The 16,021-nt window shown below is 64.4% G+C and carries 12 protein-coding genes; 6 read left to right on the forward strand and 6 right to left on the reverse strand.

Annotation, left to right across the window (positions count from 1 at the left end; genetic code table 11):
* Positions 1 to 65 precede the first annotated feature (65 nt).
* Positions 66 to 1,589 carry an HAL/PAL/TAL family ammonia-lyase gene (locus R3F72_RS05160; RefSeq protein WP_332779072.1) on the forward strand — a complete coding sequence of 508 codons (1,524 nt, stop codon included), beginning with the start codon at positions 66 to 68 and terminating at the stop codon, positions 1,587 to 1,589.
* Between the two features lie 478 nt (positions 1,590 to 2,067).
* On the opposite strand, the gene purL is transcribed toward R3F72_RS05160, so the two are convergent.
* A complete protein-coding gene (gene purL, locus R3F72_RS05165; RefSeq protein WP_332779073.1) occupies positions 2,068 to 6,006 on the reverse strand; it encodes a phosphoribosylformylglycinamidine synthase in 3,939 nt (1,312 codons plus the stop codon).
* 276 nt (positions 6,007 to 6,282) lie between these two features.
* On the opposite strand from purL, the gene mltF reads away from it, so the two are divergent.
* Both mltF and R3F72_RS05175 read left to right on the forward strand, forming a co-directional pair.
* Entirely contained in the window at positions 6,283 to 7,731 is a 1,449-nt protein-coding gene (gene mltF, locus R3F72_RS05170) for a membrane-bound lytic murein transglycosylase MltF (RefSeq protein ID WP_332779074.1), read from the forward strand.
* 76 nt (positions 7,732 to 7,807) lie between these two features.
* Positions 7,808 to 9,841 carry a sensor domain-containing diguanylate cyclase gene (locus R3F72_RS05175; RefSeq protein ID WP_332779075.1) on the forward strand — a complete coding sequence of 678 codons (2,034 nt, stop codon included), beginning with the start codon at positions 7,808 to 7,810 and terminating at the stop codon, positions 9,839 to 9,841.
* Here the strand turns inward: R3F72_RS05175 and tadA are convergent.
* Positions 9,805 to 10,290 (reverse strand): tRNA adenosine(34) deaminase TadA, encoded by a 486-nt coding sequence (tadA, locus tag R3F72_RS05180; protein ID WP_332779114.1) that lies wholly within the window; start codon positions 10,288 to 10,290, stop codon positions 9,805 to 9,807. The genes R3F72_RS05175 and tadA overlap by 37 nt on opposite strands.
* Positions 10,291 to 10,405: 115 nt before the next feature.
* Between tadA and R3F72_RS05185 the strand changes: the two genes are divergently transcribed.
* The gene (locus tag R3F72_RS05185) at positions 10,406 to 11,218 is read left to right on the forward strand and encodes an acyl-CoA thioesterase domain-containing protein (RefSeq protein ID WP_332779076.1); all 813 of its coding nucleotides are present in this window, start codon (positions 10,406 to 10,408) and stop codon (positions 11,216 to 11,218) included.
* Between the two features lie 145 nt (positions 11,219 to 11,363).
* Here the strand turns inward: R3F72_RS05185 and R3F72_RS05190 are convergent, their stop codons facing one another.
* Complete coding sequence (locus tag R3F72_RS05190; RefSeq protein WP_332779077.1) at positions 11,364 to 12,434, reverse strand: NAD(P)-dependent alcohol dehydrogenase; 1,071 nt, start codon at positions 12,432 to 12,434, stop codon at positions 11,364 to 11,366.
* A gap of 196 nt (positions 12,435 to 12,630) precedes the next feature.
* Between R3F72_RS05190 and R3F72_RS05195 the strand changes: the two genes are divergently transcribed.
* Positions 12,631 to 13,566, forward strand: coding sequence for an AraC family transcriptional regulator (locus R3F72_RS05195; protein ID WP_332779078.1), 936 nt, complete (start codon positions 12,631 to 12,633; stop codon positions 13,564 to 13,566).
* Between the two features lie 16 nt (positions 13,567 to 13,582).
* On the opposite strand, the gene R3F72_RS05200 is transcribed toward R3F72_RS05195, so the two are convergent.
* Entirely contained in the window at positions 13,583 to 14,323 is a 741-nt protein-coding gene (locus R3F72_RS05200) for a TSUP family transporter (RefSeq protein WP_332779079.1), read from the reverse strand.
* A gap of 131 nt (positions 14,324 to 14,454) precedes the next feature.
* Between R3F72_RS05200 and R3F72_RS05205 the strand changes: the two genes are divergently transcribed.
* Positions 14,455 to 14,901, forward strand: a complete 447-nt coding sequence (locus tag R3F72_RS05205; RefSeq protein ID WP_303854141.1) for a hypothetical protein — start codon at positions 14,455 to 14,457, stop codon at positions 14,899 to 14,901.
* Here R3F72_RS05205 and R3F72_RS05210 read toward each other — a convergent pair whose 3' ends face one another.
* Entirely contained in the window at positions 14,902 to 15,426 is a 525-nt protein-coding gene (locus R3F72_RS05210) for a GNAT family N-acetyltransferase (RefSeq protein ID WP_303854139.1), read from the reverse strand.
* 99 nt (positions 15,427 to 15,525) lie between these two features.
* Positions 15,526 to 16,017: an META domain-containing protein gene (locus R3F72_RS05215; protein ID WP_332779080.1), complete on the reverse strand. Its 492-nt coding sequence runs from the start codon at positions 16,015 to 16,017 to the stop codon at positions 15,526 to 15,528.
* Positions 16,018 to 16,021: the final 4 nt, after the last annotated feature.

The following is a 16,021-nucleotide window of genomic DNA, read 5'->3' on the forward strand; positions in this document are numbered from 1 at the left end:
TCCGCTGGTTCACGACCGGATCACCGGGCTAGACTCGGCGATCTTCTTCCCCGGATGCCGTTTTCATGTCAGTCGCTGTCTCCCCCGTCGTCTTCGGCCCCACGCCGCTATCCCTCGAATCCGTCATTGCTCTGGCCGAGCGTCGCGCCGAGTCGGCACTCGATGCCGATCCGCAGTGGCGCGCCAGGATCGATCGAGGCGCGGCGGTCGTCGATGGCCTGCTCGACCGCGAGGGGCAGATCTACGGCATCACCACCGGTTACGGCGATTCATGGGTCACCGCCATTCCGCTCTCCCAGGTCGAGGCGCTGCCGCGCCAGCTGTATACGTTCCATGGCTGTGGGCTGGGTCGGTTTCTCGAACCCGAGGCGGCACGCGCAGTACTCGTCGCTCGCCTGCAGTCGCTGTGCCAGGGTGTTTCCGGCGTGCGCTTCACGTTGCTCGAGCGTCTTCACGCCTGTCTGCAGGAAGATCTGCTGCCGCGCATTCCCGAAGAGGGCTCGGTCGGCGCCAGCGGCGACCTGACGCCGCTCTCCTACGTGGCGGCCATGCTGTGCGGCGAACGCGAAGTGCTCTGGCGCGGCGAAGTGCGAACGGCGGCCGAAGCGCATGCCGAGCTGGGCTGGGAACCGCTGACGTTACGTCCCAAGGAAGCGCTGGCATTGATGAACGGCACTGCAGTCATGACCGCGCTGGCGTGCCAGGTCTTCGGCCGCGCCGAATATCTGCTGAAGCTCGCCACCCGCATCACCGCACTCAACGTAGCCGCCCTGCGCGGCAACCCCAATCATTTCGAGGCACGGCTGTTCGCGGCCAAGCCGCACCCTGGCCAATCCCGGGTCGCCGCCTGGCTGAGAGCCGATCTGGAACTGGAGAATCTGCCGCCACGACAGCGCCTGCAGGATCGCTATTCGCTGCGTTGCGCCCCGCACGTGCTGGGCGTGCTGGCGGACAGCCTCGGCTGGCTGCGCGGCTTCATCGAGACCGAGCTCAACAGCGCCAACGACAACCCCCTGATCGACCCGGAGGCCGGTGACGTCATGCACGGCGGTCACTTCTACGGCGGGCATATCGCCTTCGCCATGGATAGCCTGAAGACGCTGACCGCCAACGTCGCCGACCTGCTCGACCGCCAGTTGGCGCTGCTGGTCGACACCCGCTACAACCATGGCCTGCCGAGCAACCTCTCCGGTGCGCCGGCCGAACGCACGATGATCAATCACGGTTTCAAGGCGGTCCAGATCGGCGCCTCCGCCTGGGCTGCCGAAGCGCTCAAGGGCACCATGCCCGCCAGCGTTTTCTCCCGTTCCACCGAGTGCCACAACCAGGACAAGGTGAGCATGGGCACCATCGCCGCCCGCGACGCCCTGCGCGTGCTCGAACTCACCGAACAGGTCACCGCCGCCGCGCTGCTCGCCGGGCTGCAGGGCGTTCACCTGCGCGGCGATCCTCTGCCCGCCCCGCTTTCCGAGATGGTCGACGTCCTGCGCGAGGATTTTGCCCCGGTAGTCGAAGATCGCGCGCTGGATGGCGAGCTCAGGCTCTGTCTCGAGCAGATACGGGCGCGGCACTGGGCGCTTTATGGATAAGCGTTTCAGCATCATTTCTTGATGATAGCGATGAGGCTGGGCGAATCGGTGATGGTGAAGGTCTCCACCCCAATGACGCCTATTCAGGACGATGCCGAACGATGAGCATCCAAACCGGGGCGCGCGACATGGATGTCGCGCGAGGCGCGTTGGGACAGGGCAGAAAATTGCTCCTGCATTTTCTGCACTTCCGCCATCCATGGCGGTCGGATGTCCCTAGGCGCCGACCCGAGTTTGGTGCTCAGACGTTCGGGACTTCATCGTTCTGTGGCGTCAAAAAGGGGAGCGCGAGGGGCTTGCCCCTCGTAATAACGTGCATAAGGGCAGTAAAAGCGCCATCAGTCGTAACCTCGCCAAGATAGAGCCAACCGCCCAGCCAGGCGCCCATAAAAAAACCGGCTTGCTCAAGGTATAGAACCCACGGCAAACCGGTTTTCGTCGTCACACCACGACGTGGCGCTGGCGTCAATCCCCTACATCAACCAACCCAGACGCGGGCATTGCGGAACATCCGCATCCATGCGCCGTCCTGCGTCCACTCCGGCGGACGCCAGGAGTTGGTCACCGCGCGGGCAACGCGCTCCGGGTGCGGCATCATGATGGTGACGCGACCATTCGGCGTGGTCAGGCCGGTAATGCCGGCGGGCGAGCCGTTGGGGTTGGCCGGATAACGCGTGGTGACCTGGCCTTCGTTGTCGATGTAGCGCATCGCGATCTGGCCGCTGGTCTGCATGCTGCGCAGGTGGCCGCTGTCTTCGAACAGCGCCTGACCTTCGCCATGGGCGACGGCGATCGGCAAGGTCGAGCCGGCCATGCCGGCGAGCAGAATCGACGGGCTCTCCTCGACCTGGACCATCGACACGCGGGCCTCGAACTGTTCGGAGCCGTTGCGCACGAAACGCGGCCAGCGCTCGGCGCCGGGGATCAGTTCCTTGAGCTGAGAGAACATCTGGCAGCCGTTGCAGACGCCGAGGCCGAAGGTGTCTTCACGTTCGAAGAAGGCCGCGAACTGATCGCGAGCGCGACCGTTGAAGAGCGCCGACTTGGCCCAGCCGCCACCGGCGCCGAGCACGTCGCCGTAGGAGAAGCCGCCGCAGCCGACCAAGCCTTTCATGTCGTCGAGGGTGACACGACCGGCGAGGATGTCGCTCATGTGCACGTCAACCGCCTCGAAGCCGGCATGGTCGAAGGCCGCCGCCATTTCCATATGGCCATTGACGCCCTGCTCGCGCAGGATAGCCACGCGCGGGCGCACACCGGTCTGGACTCTGCTTTTCTGAATCAGAGGCGCAGCGATGTCGTCGTCGACATCGAAGGTCGGACTGGCCGACAGCCCCGGATCGCGCAGGTTGAGCAGGCCGTCGAACTCGCTCTTGGCGGCCTCGGGGTTGTCGCGCAGCGCCTGCATCCGGTAGCTGGTCTCGGACCAGGTACGCTGGGTCATGGCGCGGGTGGTTTCCAGCAGCGGCTCTTCGAACAGCGTCACGCGGACCTGATCGTCGTAACGCGGCCGGGCGATGACGCCACAGGTTTCGAGCCCGGCGGCGGCGAACTGCGCCAGCACGAACTCGGTGTCCTGACGGTTGACCTGAATGACCGCGCCCAGCTCCTCGGCGAACAGCGCATCGACCGCGCCGACGGCGTCGTCGGTCAGCCAGTCGAGCTTAATCTCGAGCCCGCCACGGCCGGCGAAGGCCATCTCCAGCAGCGTCACGATCAGGCCGCCGTCACTGCGGTCGTGATAGGCGAGCAGCTTGCCGTCGGCGTTGAGTCCCTGAATGACGCTGAAAAACGCCGCCAGATCCTCGGCTTCGTCCAGGTCCGGGCATACGTTGCCGACCTGACCATAGACCTGAGCCAGCGCCGAGCCACCGAGACGGTTCTGGCCGCGACCGAGATCGATCAGGATCAGATCGCTCTCGTCCTGGTCGAGACGCAGCTGCGGCGTCAGCGTGCGCAGGGCATCGGTGACCGGGGCGAAGCCGGTGATGTTCAGCGTCAGCGGCGCGGTGATGCTCTTCTCGCCCTCTTCCGTCTGCCACGCGGTGCGCATGGACATCGAATCCTTGCCCACCGGCACGGCAATGCCCAGCGCCGGACAGAGTTCCATGCCGACGGCGTGAACGGCATCGAACAGCGCCTGGTTCTCGCCGACATGATCGGCAGCGCTCATCCAGTTGGCGGAGAGTTTGATGTCGGAGAGCTTTTCGATCGGTGCCGCCGCCAGGTTGGTGATCGCCTCGGCCACGGCCAGGCGCGCGCTGGCCGCCGGATCGATCAGCGCGACCGGCGGGCGCTCGCCCATCGCCATCGCCTCGCCGACGTGAGTGTCGTAGCTCGAGGTGGTCACCGCGCAGTCCGCCACCGGCACCTGCCAGGGGCCGACCATCTGGTCGCGAGCGACCATGCCGGTAATCGAACGGTCGCCGATGGTGATCAAAAAGCTCTTGGACGCCACCGTGGGCAGCCGCAGCACGCGGTCCAGCGCTTCGCGCAGGTCGAGGTTGTCGAGCCCCAGACCCGGCAGGTTGAGCGTGTGGCGCTCGAAACTGCGCTGCATCTTGGGCGGCTTGCCGAACAGCACGCTCATCGGCAGATCGACGGGATCGGCCTCGAAATGGCCGTCGCGCACGGCGAGATGGTGCGCTTCGGTCGCTTCGCCGACCACGGCGTAGGGGCAGCGTTCGCGGGCACACAGCGCATCGAAGGTGTCGAGCTGTTCCGGCGTGACCGCCAGCACGTAACGCTCCTGCGCTTCGTTGCACCAGATTTCCAGCGGGCTCATGCCCGGTTCGACGTTGGGCACCGCGCGCAGATCGAACAGGCCGCCGCGCCCGCCGTCCTTGACCAGCTCCGGCAAGGCATTGGAGAGGCCGCCGGCACCCACGTCATGGATGAAGGCGATGGGGTTATCGTCACCAAGGGCCCAGCAGCGGTCGATCACTTCCTGGGCCCGGCGTTCGATTTCCGGGTTATCGCGCTGCACCGAGGCGAAATCGAGATCTTCGCTGGAGGTACCGGAGGCCATCGACGACGCGGCGCCGCCGCCCAGGCCGATCAACATCGCCGGGCCGCCCATCACGATCAGCTTGGCGCCGACCGGAATCTCGCCCTTGAGCACGTGGCCGTCACGGACGTTGCCGTAGCCGCCGGCCAGCATCACCGGCTTGTGGTAACCCCGGCGCTCGATGCCGCCGGCACCGACCGCGTCGAGTTCGAAGGTGCGGAAGAAGCCGTTGAGGTTGGGCCGGCCGAATTCGTTATTGAATGCCGCGCCGCCGATCGGCCCTTCGAGCATGATGTCGAGCGCCGACTGGATCCGCTCCGGCTTGCCGTAGTCGAAGGCTTCCCACGGCTGGACGAACTCGGGGATGCGCAGGTTGGAAACGGTGAAGCCGGTGAGTCCCGCCTTGGGCTTGCCACCGCGCCCCGTCGCACCTTCGTCGCGAATCTCGCCGCCAGCGCCGGTGGCCGCGCCCGGATGCGGAGCGATCGCAGTCGGATGGTTGTGGGTTTCCACCTTCATCAGGATGTGGATCGGTTCCCGGGTTGCGCCATAGACCTGGCTGTCCGGCGCGGGGAAGAACCGCCCGGCCGTCGGCCCTTCGATGATCGCCGCGTTGTCGCTGTAGGCCGAGAGCACCTTGTCGCTGGACTGCTCGAAGGTGTTCTTGATCATCTTGAACAGCGAGTGGGTCTGGGATTCGCCGTCGATCACCCAATCGGCGTTGAAGATCTTGTGGCGGCAGTGTTCGGAGTTGGCCTGGGCAAACATCATCAGCTCGACGTCGGTCGGGTTGCGCCCCAGCGCCCGGAAGGCCTCGACCAGATAGTCGATCTCGTCGTCGGCGAGTGCCAGTCCCAGCTCGGCGTTGGCGCTGGCCAGCGCCGGCCGGCCACCGTCAAGCACGTCCACCGTCGCCAGCGGCGTCGGCTGGTGGTGCGAGAACAGCTTGGCCGCGTCGCTCGAGTCGAACAGCACGGTCTCGACCATGCGGTCATGCAGGCGCGCGACCATGGCCTCGTAGGCCTCTGCGCTGGGCGCGCTCTTCAACGTCACACGGTAGGCGATACCCCGCTCGATGCGCGCGACCTGATCCAGCCCGCAGTTGTGGGCGATATCCGTGGCCTTGGAGGACCAGGGAGAGATCGTGCCGATGCGGGGGACGACCAGAAACAGATGGCCGTCGGCGGGCGTATTCTGGTCGGCGTCACGGCTTTCGGAGTGCTGGATTCCATAGTCCAGCAGCCGATCCAGCACTTGGCGAGCCTGCTCACCGAGCTCGTCATGATGATCGACGAAGTGGACGTAGTGCGCGTTGAGAGACTCGACTTCGGGAACGACAGCGCGAAGATCGGCGAGCAGTTTGGCGTGACGGAATGCAGATAGCGCGGGAGCGCCTTGCAATTCGAGCATGGCGTGGAAAGCCTCCAGGACGGTCGAGGATCGCGTTGGTCTTCAGCGAGACGGGGCAGCGATGCCGGGATCAGGGCGACATGATACTGGAAAGCGGCGGCGCTCGCTAAGTCAACACGCGGGTCTCGGTCGCGAGCCGTGAATCCGGTCAGGAAGATACCACCACGATCGACGCGTGATGCCCGCGTTTCGGGGTGCGTGGCGCGATAGCGAATGGATGACAGAGAGACGGCGGCCGGCTATGGTGTGCCGTCACGCTGTCACCGATCCCATTGCATGTCCAAGCTCCTGACACGTCTGCGACTCGCGCTGACAGTGCTGCTGACGCTGGCGACGCTTCTCTGCCCCGCTCAGTTTGCGCTGCGCTACAGTGACGGGCTCGATCCGATTCGCAAGCGCGATTTCCTGCAGGTCGCGACTCGCAACGGCCCCATCACCTTCTATAACGGTGGACATGGGCCGACCGGATTCGAATACGAACTGGTGCGGCGTTTCGCGCAATCGCTGGGCGTCAGTCTGGCGGTCGACAGCAATATCCGTATCGACGATGTCCTCGACGACGTGCGCAGCGGCAAGGCGGACATGGGCGCCGCCGCCCTGTCTCTGGATCTGAGCCGACCGGGCATTCGCTACAGCAAGCCGATCCTGACGTTGCAGCCGCTGGTGGTCTATCGCCGCGGCCTGCCGCCGGTGCGCACGCTGGACGATCTCGTGGGGCTGCGTATCGGCGTCATTGCCAACTCCGGCAACGCCGAGGCGCTGCACACGCAGCAGCAGAATCTGCCGGGGCTCGGCTGGCGCGAAGCGGACGGATTGACCATTGCCGACCTGATGGAAATGGTCGAGCGCGACGACCTCGATGCCGCCGTCGTCTATACCCACCAGTTCAAGCTCAATCGCCTGTTCTTCCCCAACGTCGAGCGCGGCTTTGCGCTGGGCAAACCCATGAGCCTGGCCTGGGCCTTTTCGGCAGATCAGCCGATCGACCTTCTCAGCGCCGCCAACGACTTTCTCCAGACACAGCGGCGCAATGGCGGGCTGGACGAGCTCATCGGACGGTACTTCGGCCATGACGATTACCTCGAGTACGTCGCCGCACGGCTTTTCATCCATCACATCGGCACCCGCCTGCCGAGTTTTCTCCCCTACTTCAAGGAGGCCGCGCGCGAGACCGGTTTCGATTGGCGCCTGCTGGCGGCGCTGGGGTTCCAGGAGTCGCACTGGGAAGCCGACGCCGAGTCACCGACCGGCGTTCGCGGTCTGATGATGCTGACACGCCCCACCGCCAAGGAGATCGGCATCGACGATCGACTCGATCCTCGCCAGAGCGTCGACGGTGGCGCGCGATACCTGCTTCAGGTCAAGCAGCGCCTCGGCGAAGACATCCCCGAGCCGGACCGTACCTGGATGGCCCTGGCCGCCTACAACGTCGGGCTCGGACACCTGTTCGATGCCCAGGATATCGCCCGTCTGCGCGGTGGCGATCCCAACCGCTGGGCCGACGTTCGCGAAGCGCTGCCGCTGCTGCAGGATCGCGAATGGTATTCTCGGGTACACCACGGTTATGCTCGTGGCGGGGAACCGGTAATTTACGTGCGTAACATTCGCCGTTATTACGAAATATTGAAGTACGTCAATCGCAGCCAGCAGCAGTTCAACCTGCTAGGGGAACGCGCACTCGAGGGGGAAACGACGCCTCTGGAAACCGTCGCTCCTCTGTTGTGATCGGTTGTTCTAGTCTGCTGCCATGGGATTATCGTTGAGCTGTCATCGGCAGCCGTGGTGGAGAACTCTAACGTCTATGTCGATGGTGTTGTCCCGTCTGTCGTTGTACCTGGCGCTTCCAGCTTTACTGCTGGGTCTCTGGCCAGGTGGCGAGCCAGATCAACGATGGATTCTTCTGCTGCTGCTTGGCTTGCTGTGGCTGGGTCAGTTCGTTGCCTATCGCCATTGGATCCGGACCAGCCGCTGGCTGCTGATTCCTACCGGCATCCTGACCCTGGCGATCATCGCCAGCTTCCTGATCGCGGAGGACTGGGTCAGCGTCGATCTCTGGCAACGCTGGCTCGATCTCCTGCCGGGCCACTGGGAGCTCTTCCACAGCCGCCCGCCCATCCTCGCGCTGTGCATGACATTCGGATTGATCCTCAACGTGCTGCTGCTGTCGCGGCTGGGACTGGGCTCTCCGATCATTCTGCTGCTGGTGGCCATGGGCGGCGCCTGGCTGGGCTATCGCTCGCTGACACCGCCGCCGGAATATGCCTCCAGCTTGAACGGGATCCCGCTGCCGATGCTGGCCGCGCTGGGGCTATTCTGGGCCGCGCAATGCCTGGCGATTTTCCCGACGCTACGATGCTACTGGCGGCGAATTCTGCCACCGCTCCTGGTTGGCGGCTCGATCGCGCTACTGGCGATGATCAGCTGGCAGGAGCAGCGCCAGACCGACAATCTGCGTCTCCACGAGACCACTGCCGGCGAAGGTAACGACATCGCGACCTTGATGGCGTCGGAAACGGCATCACATCTCGAGGCCATGCGACGCTTCACCAGTTTCTGGAACATGCTGGGACACGTGCCCACGCGCTCGGAGTGGGAGCAGCAGGCCAAGCCCTATCACGACGATTTCGGCTACTTCCGCAATATCGCCTTCATCGATCCCGACGGCACCGTCATCCGCGTCTATCCGCTACGCGGCAACCGGTCCGTGCTTGGCACCAATCTCTACTCGGCGAGCTCCCAGCCCAGGGAGGCTCTGGATCGGCCCCTGATCTACGGCATCGAAGGCCAGACCGGTATCGTCGACTTCCTTCAGGGGGGGCGCGGAGTCATCAGCTACCTGCCGGTGCGCGATGTCGTCGATGGAACGCTGCGCGGTGCGGTGGGAATGGTGGTCAGCGTCGACACCCTGCTCAGTTCGCTGCTCGAGCAGACGCCCAACCAGGATCGCGCAGTGACGCTCAGTGGTAATAACCAACTCTACTTTCACTACGGTCCGCTGGGCGCTCTTGCCGAATGGCAATACCAGCAGACCGTCGCCCTGGGCACCGACCGGCTCACGCTCAGCGTGAGGCCCTCCCTGCACTGGTTACAGGCGATGCGGAGCAGGCTACCGGAAATCACCCTGATCTTCGGCATCCTGCTCGCCTATCTGCTGCATATGGTGCTCTACATCTATCGGCGTCTGGCGCATCAACACCGTCTGGCCAACCAGGCCAACGCCTCGTTACGAGCAGAGATCAAGGAGCGCAAGCGACTTCAGCAGGAGGTGGAATGGATCGCCAGTCACGACGAGTTGACCCAGTTGCCCAACCGGCGCGAACTGCTGCGCTGGATGGACGCCTACCCGGATCCGCTGCCACTGGCGGTGCTGATCTGCGATCTCGATCACTTCAAGAGCGTCAACGACCACTTCGGCCATCTGGAAGGCGACCGCTATCTCAAGGTAATCGCCCAATACTGCCGCCTGCCGGTTGAGCATGCCGGCGGCATGTTCGCTCGCTACGGTGGCGAGGAGTTCGTCGCCTGTCTGCCCCACTGCGACCGTAAGACGGCCGCGGAGATCGCCGAGGTACTACGCCTGGCGGCTATCGACAGCGGCCTCGTCCTGCCCGACGACGAGCCGGTAACGCTGAGCATCGGGGTCAGCGTCACAAATACGCTTCCGTTACAGCGCAACCGGATCCTCCAGGCCGCCGACGATTCGCTGTACCGTGCGAAGCAGGAAGGTCGCAATCGTGTCGTTCTCACCGAGCAGGCCGAGTCGACGCCACAGGGTCAGGCAGAAGCGCCCCTTCAGGCTCAGCTCGAAGACGATCCCGGCAACGGATCACGCTGACGACGCTCCCGAAAGAACTGCTGGAGCAGCCGCTTCGCCGGGGCGGCAAGCACGCCCCCGTCGATCTCGACGCGGTGATTGAACCAGGGCTGCGCGAAGAGATTGGCACGGGATTCGACCATGCCGCCCTTGGGTTCGGCGGTGGCGTAGACGACCCGGCGAATGCGGGCATGGATGATCGCGCCCGCGCACATCAGGCAGGGTTCAAGGGTGACGTAGAGTGAGCACTCGTCCAGCCGATAGTTTTCCAATGCCAGCGCCGCGCTACGCAGCGCCTGCACTTCGGCATGAGCGGTCGGGTCCTTCCCCTCGACCGGGCAGTTGTAGCCGGCGCCGATCACCGCACCCGCCGCATCGACCACCACGGCACCAACCGGCACCTCGCCACTGTCAAACGCCCGTTGCGCCTGCTCCAGCGCACGGTGCATGTAGAATTCGTCGCTACGTATCATGACCGTCCCGTATTGCCCATCCGGCGTCGCGGCGAGTCGTCGGCGAGCAGGATATACTCGTGACGAATCTGGTTCGAAAAGCCTTAATCGACGCGCCATCAAGGATACCCGAATGACACAAGCGCTGAACGACCTTATCCAGCTTCTTGGCCTGGAAGCGCTGGAAGAGAACCTGTTCCGCGGCCAGAGCCAGGACCTGGGCCTGCCCCAGCTGTTCGGCGGGCAAGCGCTGGGACAGGCCGCTGCCGCCGCTACCCGCACGGTCCCCGAAGACCGCTTTTTGCATTCGCTGCACGGCTATTTCCTGCGCCCCGGCGATGCCCAGTTGCCAGTCGTCTATTCCGTCGATCGCGTTCGCGATGGCGGCAGTTTCACCACGCGGCGGGTCACGGCGATTCAGAAAGGCAAGCCGATATTCTTCTGCAGCGCTTCCTTCCAGGGGCGTGAACACGGCCTGCATCACCAGCCCGAGGCGCCATCGGTGCCGTCGCCGGAAGCGTTGCTGGCGGAGGGCAAGGCGGTCCACCAGCGCTTTCGCGGCCATCCCGTCGAGTTCATCACGGTGGAAGAATGCCACGACTGCCCGCCCTCGCGGATGATCTGGTTCCGCATGGGCGGCAGCACGATGCCGTCGGACCCGGCCCTGCACCGCTACCTGCTCGCCTACAGTTCGGACTTCAACCTGCTGCTGACCTCGCTGCTGGCGCATGACGTGGAATTCGGCGACCCGCGGCTGCGTATCGCCAGCCTGGATCACGCCTTGTGGATCCATCAGGACCCGAAGATCGACGAGTGGCTGCTATACGTGATGGAAAGCCCCTGGGCAGGCGGCGCCCGCGGTTTCGCCCGCGGCAGCTTCTTCGATCGCGAAGGCCGCCTGGTGGCGTCGACGGCGCAGGAGGGGTTGGTCAGGGTTCAGTCCTGAGCCGCGAGCCGCGAGCCGCGAGCCGCGAAATCGGTGTGTTGCTCCTGTAACGAAAACCGCCAGTGACATTGTCACTGGCGGTTTTCGTAGCTCGTAGCTACTGTCCACAGCGCCCCGAAGCTGGCGCTAGTCGTAGCTCTCGCTATCAGACGTCCTTGATCGACGCCATGTCGATGACGAAGCGATACTTCACGTCGCCCTTCTGCATCCGCTCCCAGGCTTCGTTGATCTGATCGATGTTGATCATCTCGACGTCGCAGGTAATGCCTTTCTCGGCGCAGAAGTCGAGCACTTCCTGGGTTTCCGGCATGCCGCCGATCAGCGAGCCGGCCAGCACGCGGCGACGGAACACCAGATTGGCACCGGAAATCGCCGGATCGATCGGCTCGAGCAGACCGACCAGAATGTGAGTGCCATCCGGCTTCAAGGCGTTGAGATACGGGTTGATGTCGTGCTGCACCGGCACCGTGTCGAGCATGAAGTCGAAGGTCTCGGTGATCGCGCCCATCTCGTCTTCACTGGTGGAGATCACGACATGGTCGGCGCCCTGCTTCTTCGCTTCGGCTTTCTTCGACTCGGAGCGCGTGAACAGCGTGACTTCGGCACCCAGCGCCTTGGCGAGCTTGACCCCCATGTGACCCAGGCCGCCCATGCCGATGACACCCACCTTGTCGCCCGGCTTGACGCCGTAGTGCTTCAGCGGCGAATAGGTGGTGATGCCGGCGCACAGGATCGGCGCGGCGGATTTAAGATCGATGCCGTCGGGCATGCGCACCACGAAGCGCTCGCTGACCACGACCTTGTCGGAATAGCCGCCCTGCGTCAGCGTGCCGTCGTGCTTGTCGGGGCTGCCGTAGGTCATCACGAACCCTTCGGCGCAGTAGTTCTCGAGGCCGGCGTTGCACGCCTTGCACTCGCGGCACGAGTCGACCATGCAGCCGACGCCGACCAGATCGCCGACCTGGTACTGGCTGACTTCGTCACCCACGGCGGTAACGCGGCCCACGATCTCGTGGCCCGGCACGACCGGATAGGAGGCCATGCCCCAGTCGTCTTGGGCGAAGTGGAGATCGCTGTGGCAGACGCCGCAGTAGAGGATCTCGATCGAGACATCGTCCGGACGCGGCGCACGCCGCTCGAAGTTCCAGGGCGCCAACGGCGTGGTGGCGGAATGCGCGGCATAACCCTTGGCAGGTGTGGCAGTAGCTTGTGCCATGTTTCTGACTCCCCATAACGATGGGTGAATGGACGGGATCGTGGGCACAGTGTGGTCCACAACGTCCTCGGCAGCCATGCCGTTTCCTGCGCAACATCTGCTCGATCCTCCGGATCTCGCAAGGCCATTACCCCTATCGAGCTCTGCTCATGCACAATACGCTGACCTTGTTCACCTTCACCAGCGCGAGGTCGCCATGCTCGATTGCTTTCCCGCCTCCTCTCTTCAGGATCGTGCATCCCGGGATCCCGCTTTCGGCCCCTCGAACGCCCGTGACGCCTGGGCGTCCCAGCTGGCCCGAACGCTGGCGCCGCTGGCCAGCACCGACGGCTTCTCCGACACGGCCATCGACGGCGTCAAACTGATCGCCTCGGAATGCAGCCACTCGCGGACGCCGCTGATCTACGAGCCGGGGCTGTTCATCATCGCGCAGGGAGACAAGGTCGGCTACCTGGGGGAACGGGTGATTCACTATGGCCCCGGCAACTATCTGGTACAGGCGATGCCGTTGCCGTTCGAATGCGAGACGATCGCCCGCTCCGACGCTCCGTTACTGGGCCTCTCCATCGGCGTGGATCCGTTGATGCTGAGCGAGCTGGTGCACCATCTGCCCGCGCCGCCCCCTCTCGACCGCGGCTCTCCCGAGCCCATGGCTGCCGTCGCCCTCGATGCACCGATGGCGGAAGCGGTGCAACGTCTGGCGTCATGCCTGCAGGATGAACACGCCAGCCGCGCGCTGGGCGCAGGCCGAGTACGGGAAGTCCTGTTTGCCGCGCTCAACGGTCCGCAGGGCCAGTCGCTGCGCCAGCTGGTGCAGCAACATGGACACTATGCCCGCATCGCCGAATCGCTGAGCTATCTGCATCGCCATTTCGCCCTGCCGTTGACGGTGGAGGCGCTTGCCGAGCGCGCCAACATGAGCGCCTCGCACTTTCACCACCACTTCAAGCGCGTGACCCAACTCTCGCCGGTGCAGTATCTCAAGCGCCTGCGGCTACTCCGGGCCCGGGTGCTGCTGGCCCAGCAGCGCGTCAACGTCGCGCGCGCCGCCGCCGATGTCGGCTATCGCAGCACGTCGCAGTTCAGTCGCGAGTACAAGCGCTATTTCGGCGTCAGCCCATCGCAGGGCTGAACGGGTGGGAGCCTGGCTAGGCCAGAAGCCCCATCAAGCCACGAATCAGGTAATAAGCGCCCACCACGGTGACGATCCAGCGCGTCCAGTAGCGAAAGCCGGCGTCCGTCAGCCGCGACAGGATCAGGTTGCCGGTGCGCGTTCCCAGAAACGCGAAGGGGATCGCCAGCGCCACCCAGCCCCATTCGCCGCTGTCCATCGCCATAGCCGCCTGCCAGTAGAAGAGAATCTTGAGGCTGTGGGCGATGACCTGGATGGTCGCCTTGGTGGCCACCACGGTGCGCCGGTCGAGCTGGGTGCGGATGAATCCGATGTCGATGGTCGGGCCGGAAACCCCGACGGCGATGGTCAGGCCGCCGGAAACGATGCCACACATGACCGCGTGTCCGGGCCGCGAGACATCGAAGTGGAACCAGCGCTTGGGAATCCACACCATCACCGGCATCAGCCCCAGCACGATCAGCACTACCGTCTCGCTGGGCGAATAGCGCACCAGCATCAGCAAGGCCGCCGAGATCAGCACACCGCAGGCGATCATGCCGACGATGCGCCAGGCGATGAATCGGCGCGACAGCCAGGCCCGCGATGCGTTGGCGGAGAGCTGGATCACCCCATGTACCGCGATCGCCGTTGCCGCCGGCAGCCAGGCCAGCAAAAAGCCCAGCAGAATCAATCCGCCAGCCATGCCGAACACGCCGGACAGCACCGAGGTCGAGAACACGACGGCCAGGAACAGCAACGCAACGGGTATCGCCATGCGAGGTCTACACTCCAACGACGGGCCAAGACGGCCCATGAAAAGATTCATGCCGATCATGCGATGGCGAATACGACAGGCTCGCCACGCTCACCGGCACTTCGACTCACCGGAACGAGGCACGCCCTATCATGCGCTGGTTGATCCCGAACTCGCCCCCCATCGCCCTTGCTGCAGCCCTGTTCACGCTGGCCAGCGCCGCCGACGCCTCCAGCGCTGCGGCATGGGCAGAACACGACCGCGCCGTCGTCGAACGGTGCCAGAACGCCAGTCGATTTCCAGATGCCGCGCCAGCCGGCGACCCCGTACTGTTCGATGATGAAGCGGGCATGACGGCATTGCTGATCCAGGGCCACTATTCACAGAAAGACGGGCCACAGAACGATATGAACGGAGAGGCCGGCCGCGAACTCTGTCTGTTCCTGCGCAGCAGCCAGGAAGTCTACATGGCCGACGCCGACAGGCTGGCAATCGGCTCCGATGCCCTGCCCAGCACACCGACAGACGTCATCAACGACAACGGCGAGACCGGCAGCGCCGTCAGAGCGCAACCGAGTCAGCGCGGCGAGACGCCCTGATCAATCCACGCCAGGGTTGGTCGGCGTCGCCAACACCCGTTGATAGAACGCCAGGTCGAGCCAGCGATCGAACTTGTAGGCCGCCTGGCGCACGGTCCCCGCGTGGACGAAGCCCAGCTGTTCATGCAGCGCGATACTCGGCGCGTTGGAAGCGTCGATACCGCCGATCAGGGAGTGATACTGCTGCGCCTCGGCGCGCTCGATCAGCGCCGTCATCAATTGCCGGGCCACGCCGCGCTGACGAAAGTCGCGATCCACGTAGACCGAGTGCTCGACGCTGTAGCGGTAGGCGGCATGGGGGCGAAACGGGCCATAGCTGGCAAAGCCCATCAGCCGCCCACTCTCGTCGTCGAGCATGCCGATCACCGGGAAATTGCCATCGTGCTTGGCCTGGAACCAGTTCTCGACGAACGCCTTGGTGCGTGGCTGGTATTCGTAGAGTGCCGTGGTGTTGAGAATGGCGTCGTTGAAAATCGCCAGCACGGCTTCACCGTGCGGGCCGAACTCGCAGTCGATCAGGGTCAAGGTTCGGTACTCATGATCAGGTCAGGTGTCGTCAGCTCGGAAATCATCAGGTCAGAAATCGTCAGGCCGAGAGCCTGGCGCATAGTCTAGGCGCGCAGTCTAATACAGCGCGTTGGCCTTGAACTCGGCCAGCGCTCGATCGTCAGCGTTCTGCAGCTCCAGTGACTGGTCCGCGATCGAATAGTGCGCCGTCTCGGCAAGCGCCGCCAACCACGCCTGTTCGAGCATCGCCATGTCCCCCGGGCACGCCATCCGGGTCGAAGCGAGCCGGGAGAAGGTCAGCGTATCGCCCTCAAGCCGGTAGCTGCCCATCAACCGGTTGCAGCCGGTCGAACCGGAAACGCGCCCGTCCTCCCCGAGAATCAGATGCGCCTCACGCTGGTTGTCCGCCACGGCCACCGGTTGGCCATCCAGCGTCATCAGCTTCCAGTAGGTGCCGACCAGGGCTTCGTTGGCAGTCTGCGTGTCGTCGACGGTATTACTGCTCGTGGCACAGCCCGATACGATCATGGCGACAGCGACAGTCACCGAGACGGCGAGCAAGGGTTTAAGGCGTGATAGCACGATGATGTCCTCTTCAAAAGAACGCACGGAA

This window comes from Salinicola sp. 4072 (assembly GCF_036663415.1).
Classification (GTDB): domain Bacteria; phylum Pseudomonadota; class Gammaproteobacteria; order Pseudomonadales; family Halomonadaceae; genus Salinicola; species Salinicola salarius_A.

Excerpts from the sequence above, each read along its gene's own strand:
- R3F72_RS05195 (WP_332779078.1), top strand. The coding sequence starts at position 12,631 with ATGCTCGATTGCTTTCCCGCCTCCTCTCTTCAGGATCGTGCATCCCGG.
- R3F72_RS05190 (WP_332779077.1), bottom strand. The coding sequence starts at position 12,434 with ATGGCACAAGCTACTGCCACACCTGCCAAGGGTTATGCCGCGCATTCC.
- R3F72_RS05175 (WP_332779075.1), top strand. The coding sequence starts at position 7,808 with ATGTCGATGGTGTTGTCCCGTCTGTCGTTGTACCTGGCGCTTCCAGCT.
- R3F72_RS05185 (WP_332779076.1), top strand. The coding sequence starts at position 10,406 with ATGACACAAGCGCTGAACGACCTTATCCAGCTTCTTGGCCTGGAAGCG.
- purL (WP_332779073.1), bottom strand. The coding sequence starts at position 6,006 with ATGCTCGAATTGCAAGGCGCTCCCGCGCTATCTGCATTCCGTCACGCC.
- R3F72_RS05160 (WP_332779072.1), top strand. The coding sequence starts at position 66 with ATGTCAGTCGCTGTCTCCCCCGTCGTCTTCGGCCCCACGCCGCTATCC.
- mltF (WP_332779074.1), top strand. The coding sequence starts at position 6,283 with ATGTCCAAGCTCCTGACACGTCTGCGACTCGCGCTGACAGTGCTGCTG.
- R3F72_RS05200 (WP_332779079.1), bottom strand. The coding sequence starts at position 14,323 with ATGGCGATACCCGTTGCGTTGCTGTTCCTGGCCGTCGTGTTCTCGACC.
- R3F72_RS05205 (WP_303854141.1), top strand. The coding sequence starts at position 14,455 with ATGCGCTGGTTGATCCCGAACTCGCCCCCCATCGCCCTTGCTGCAGCC.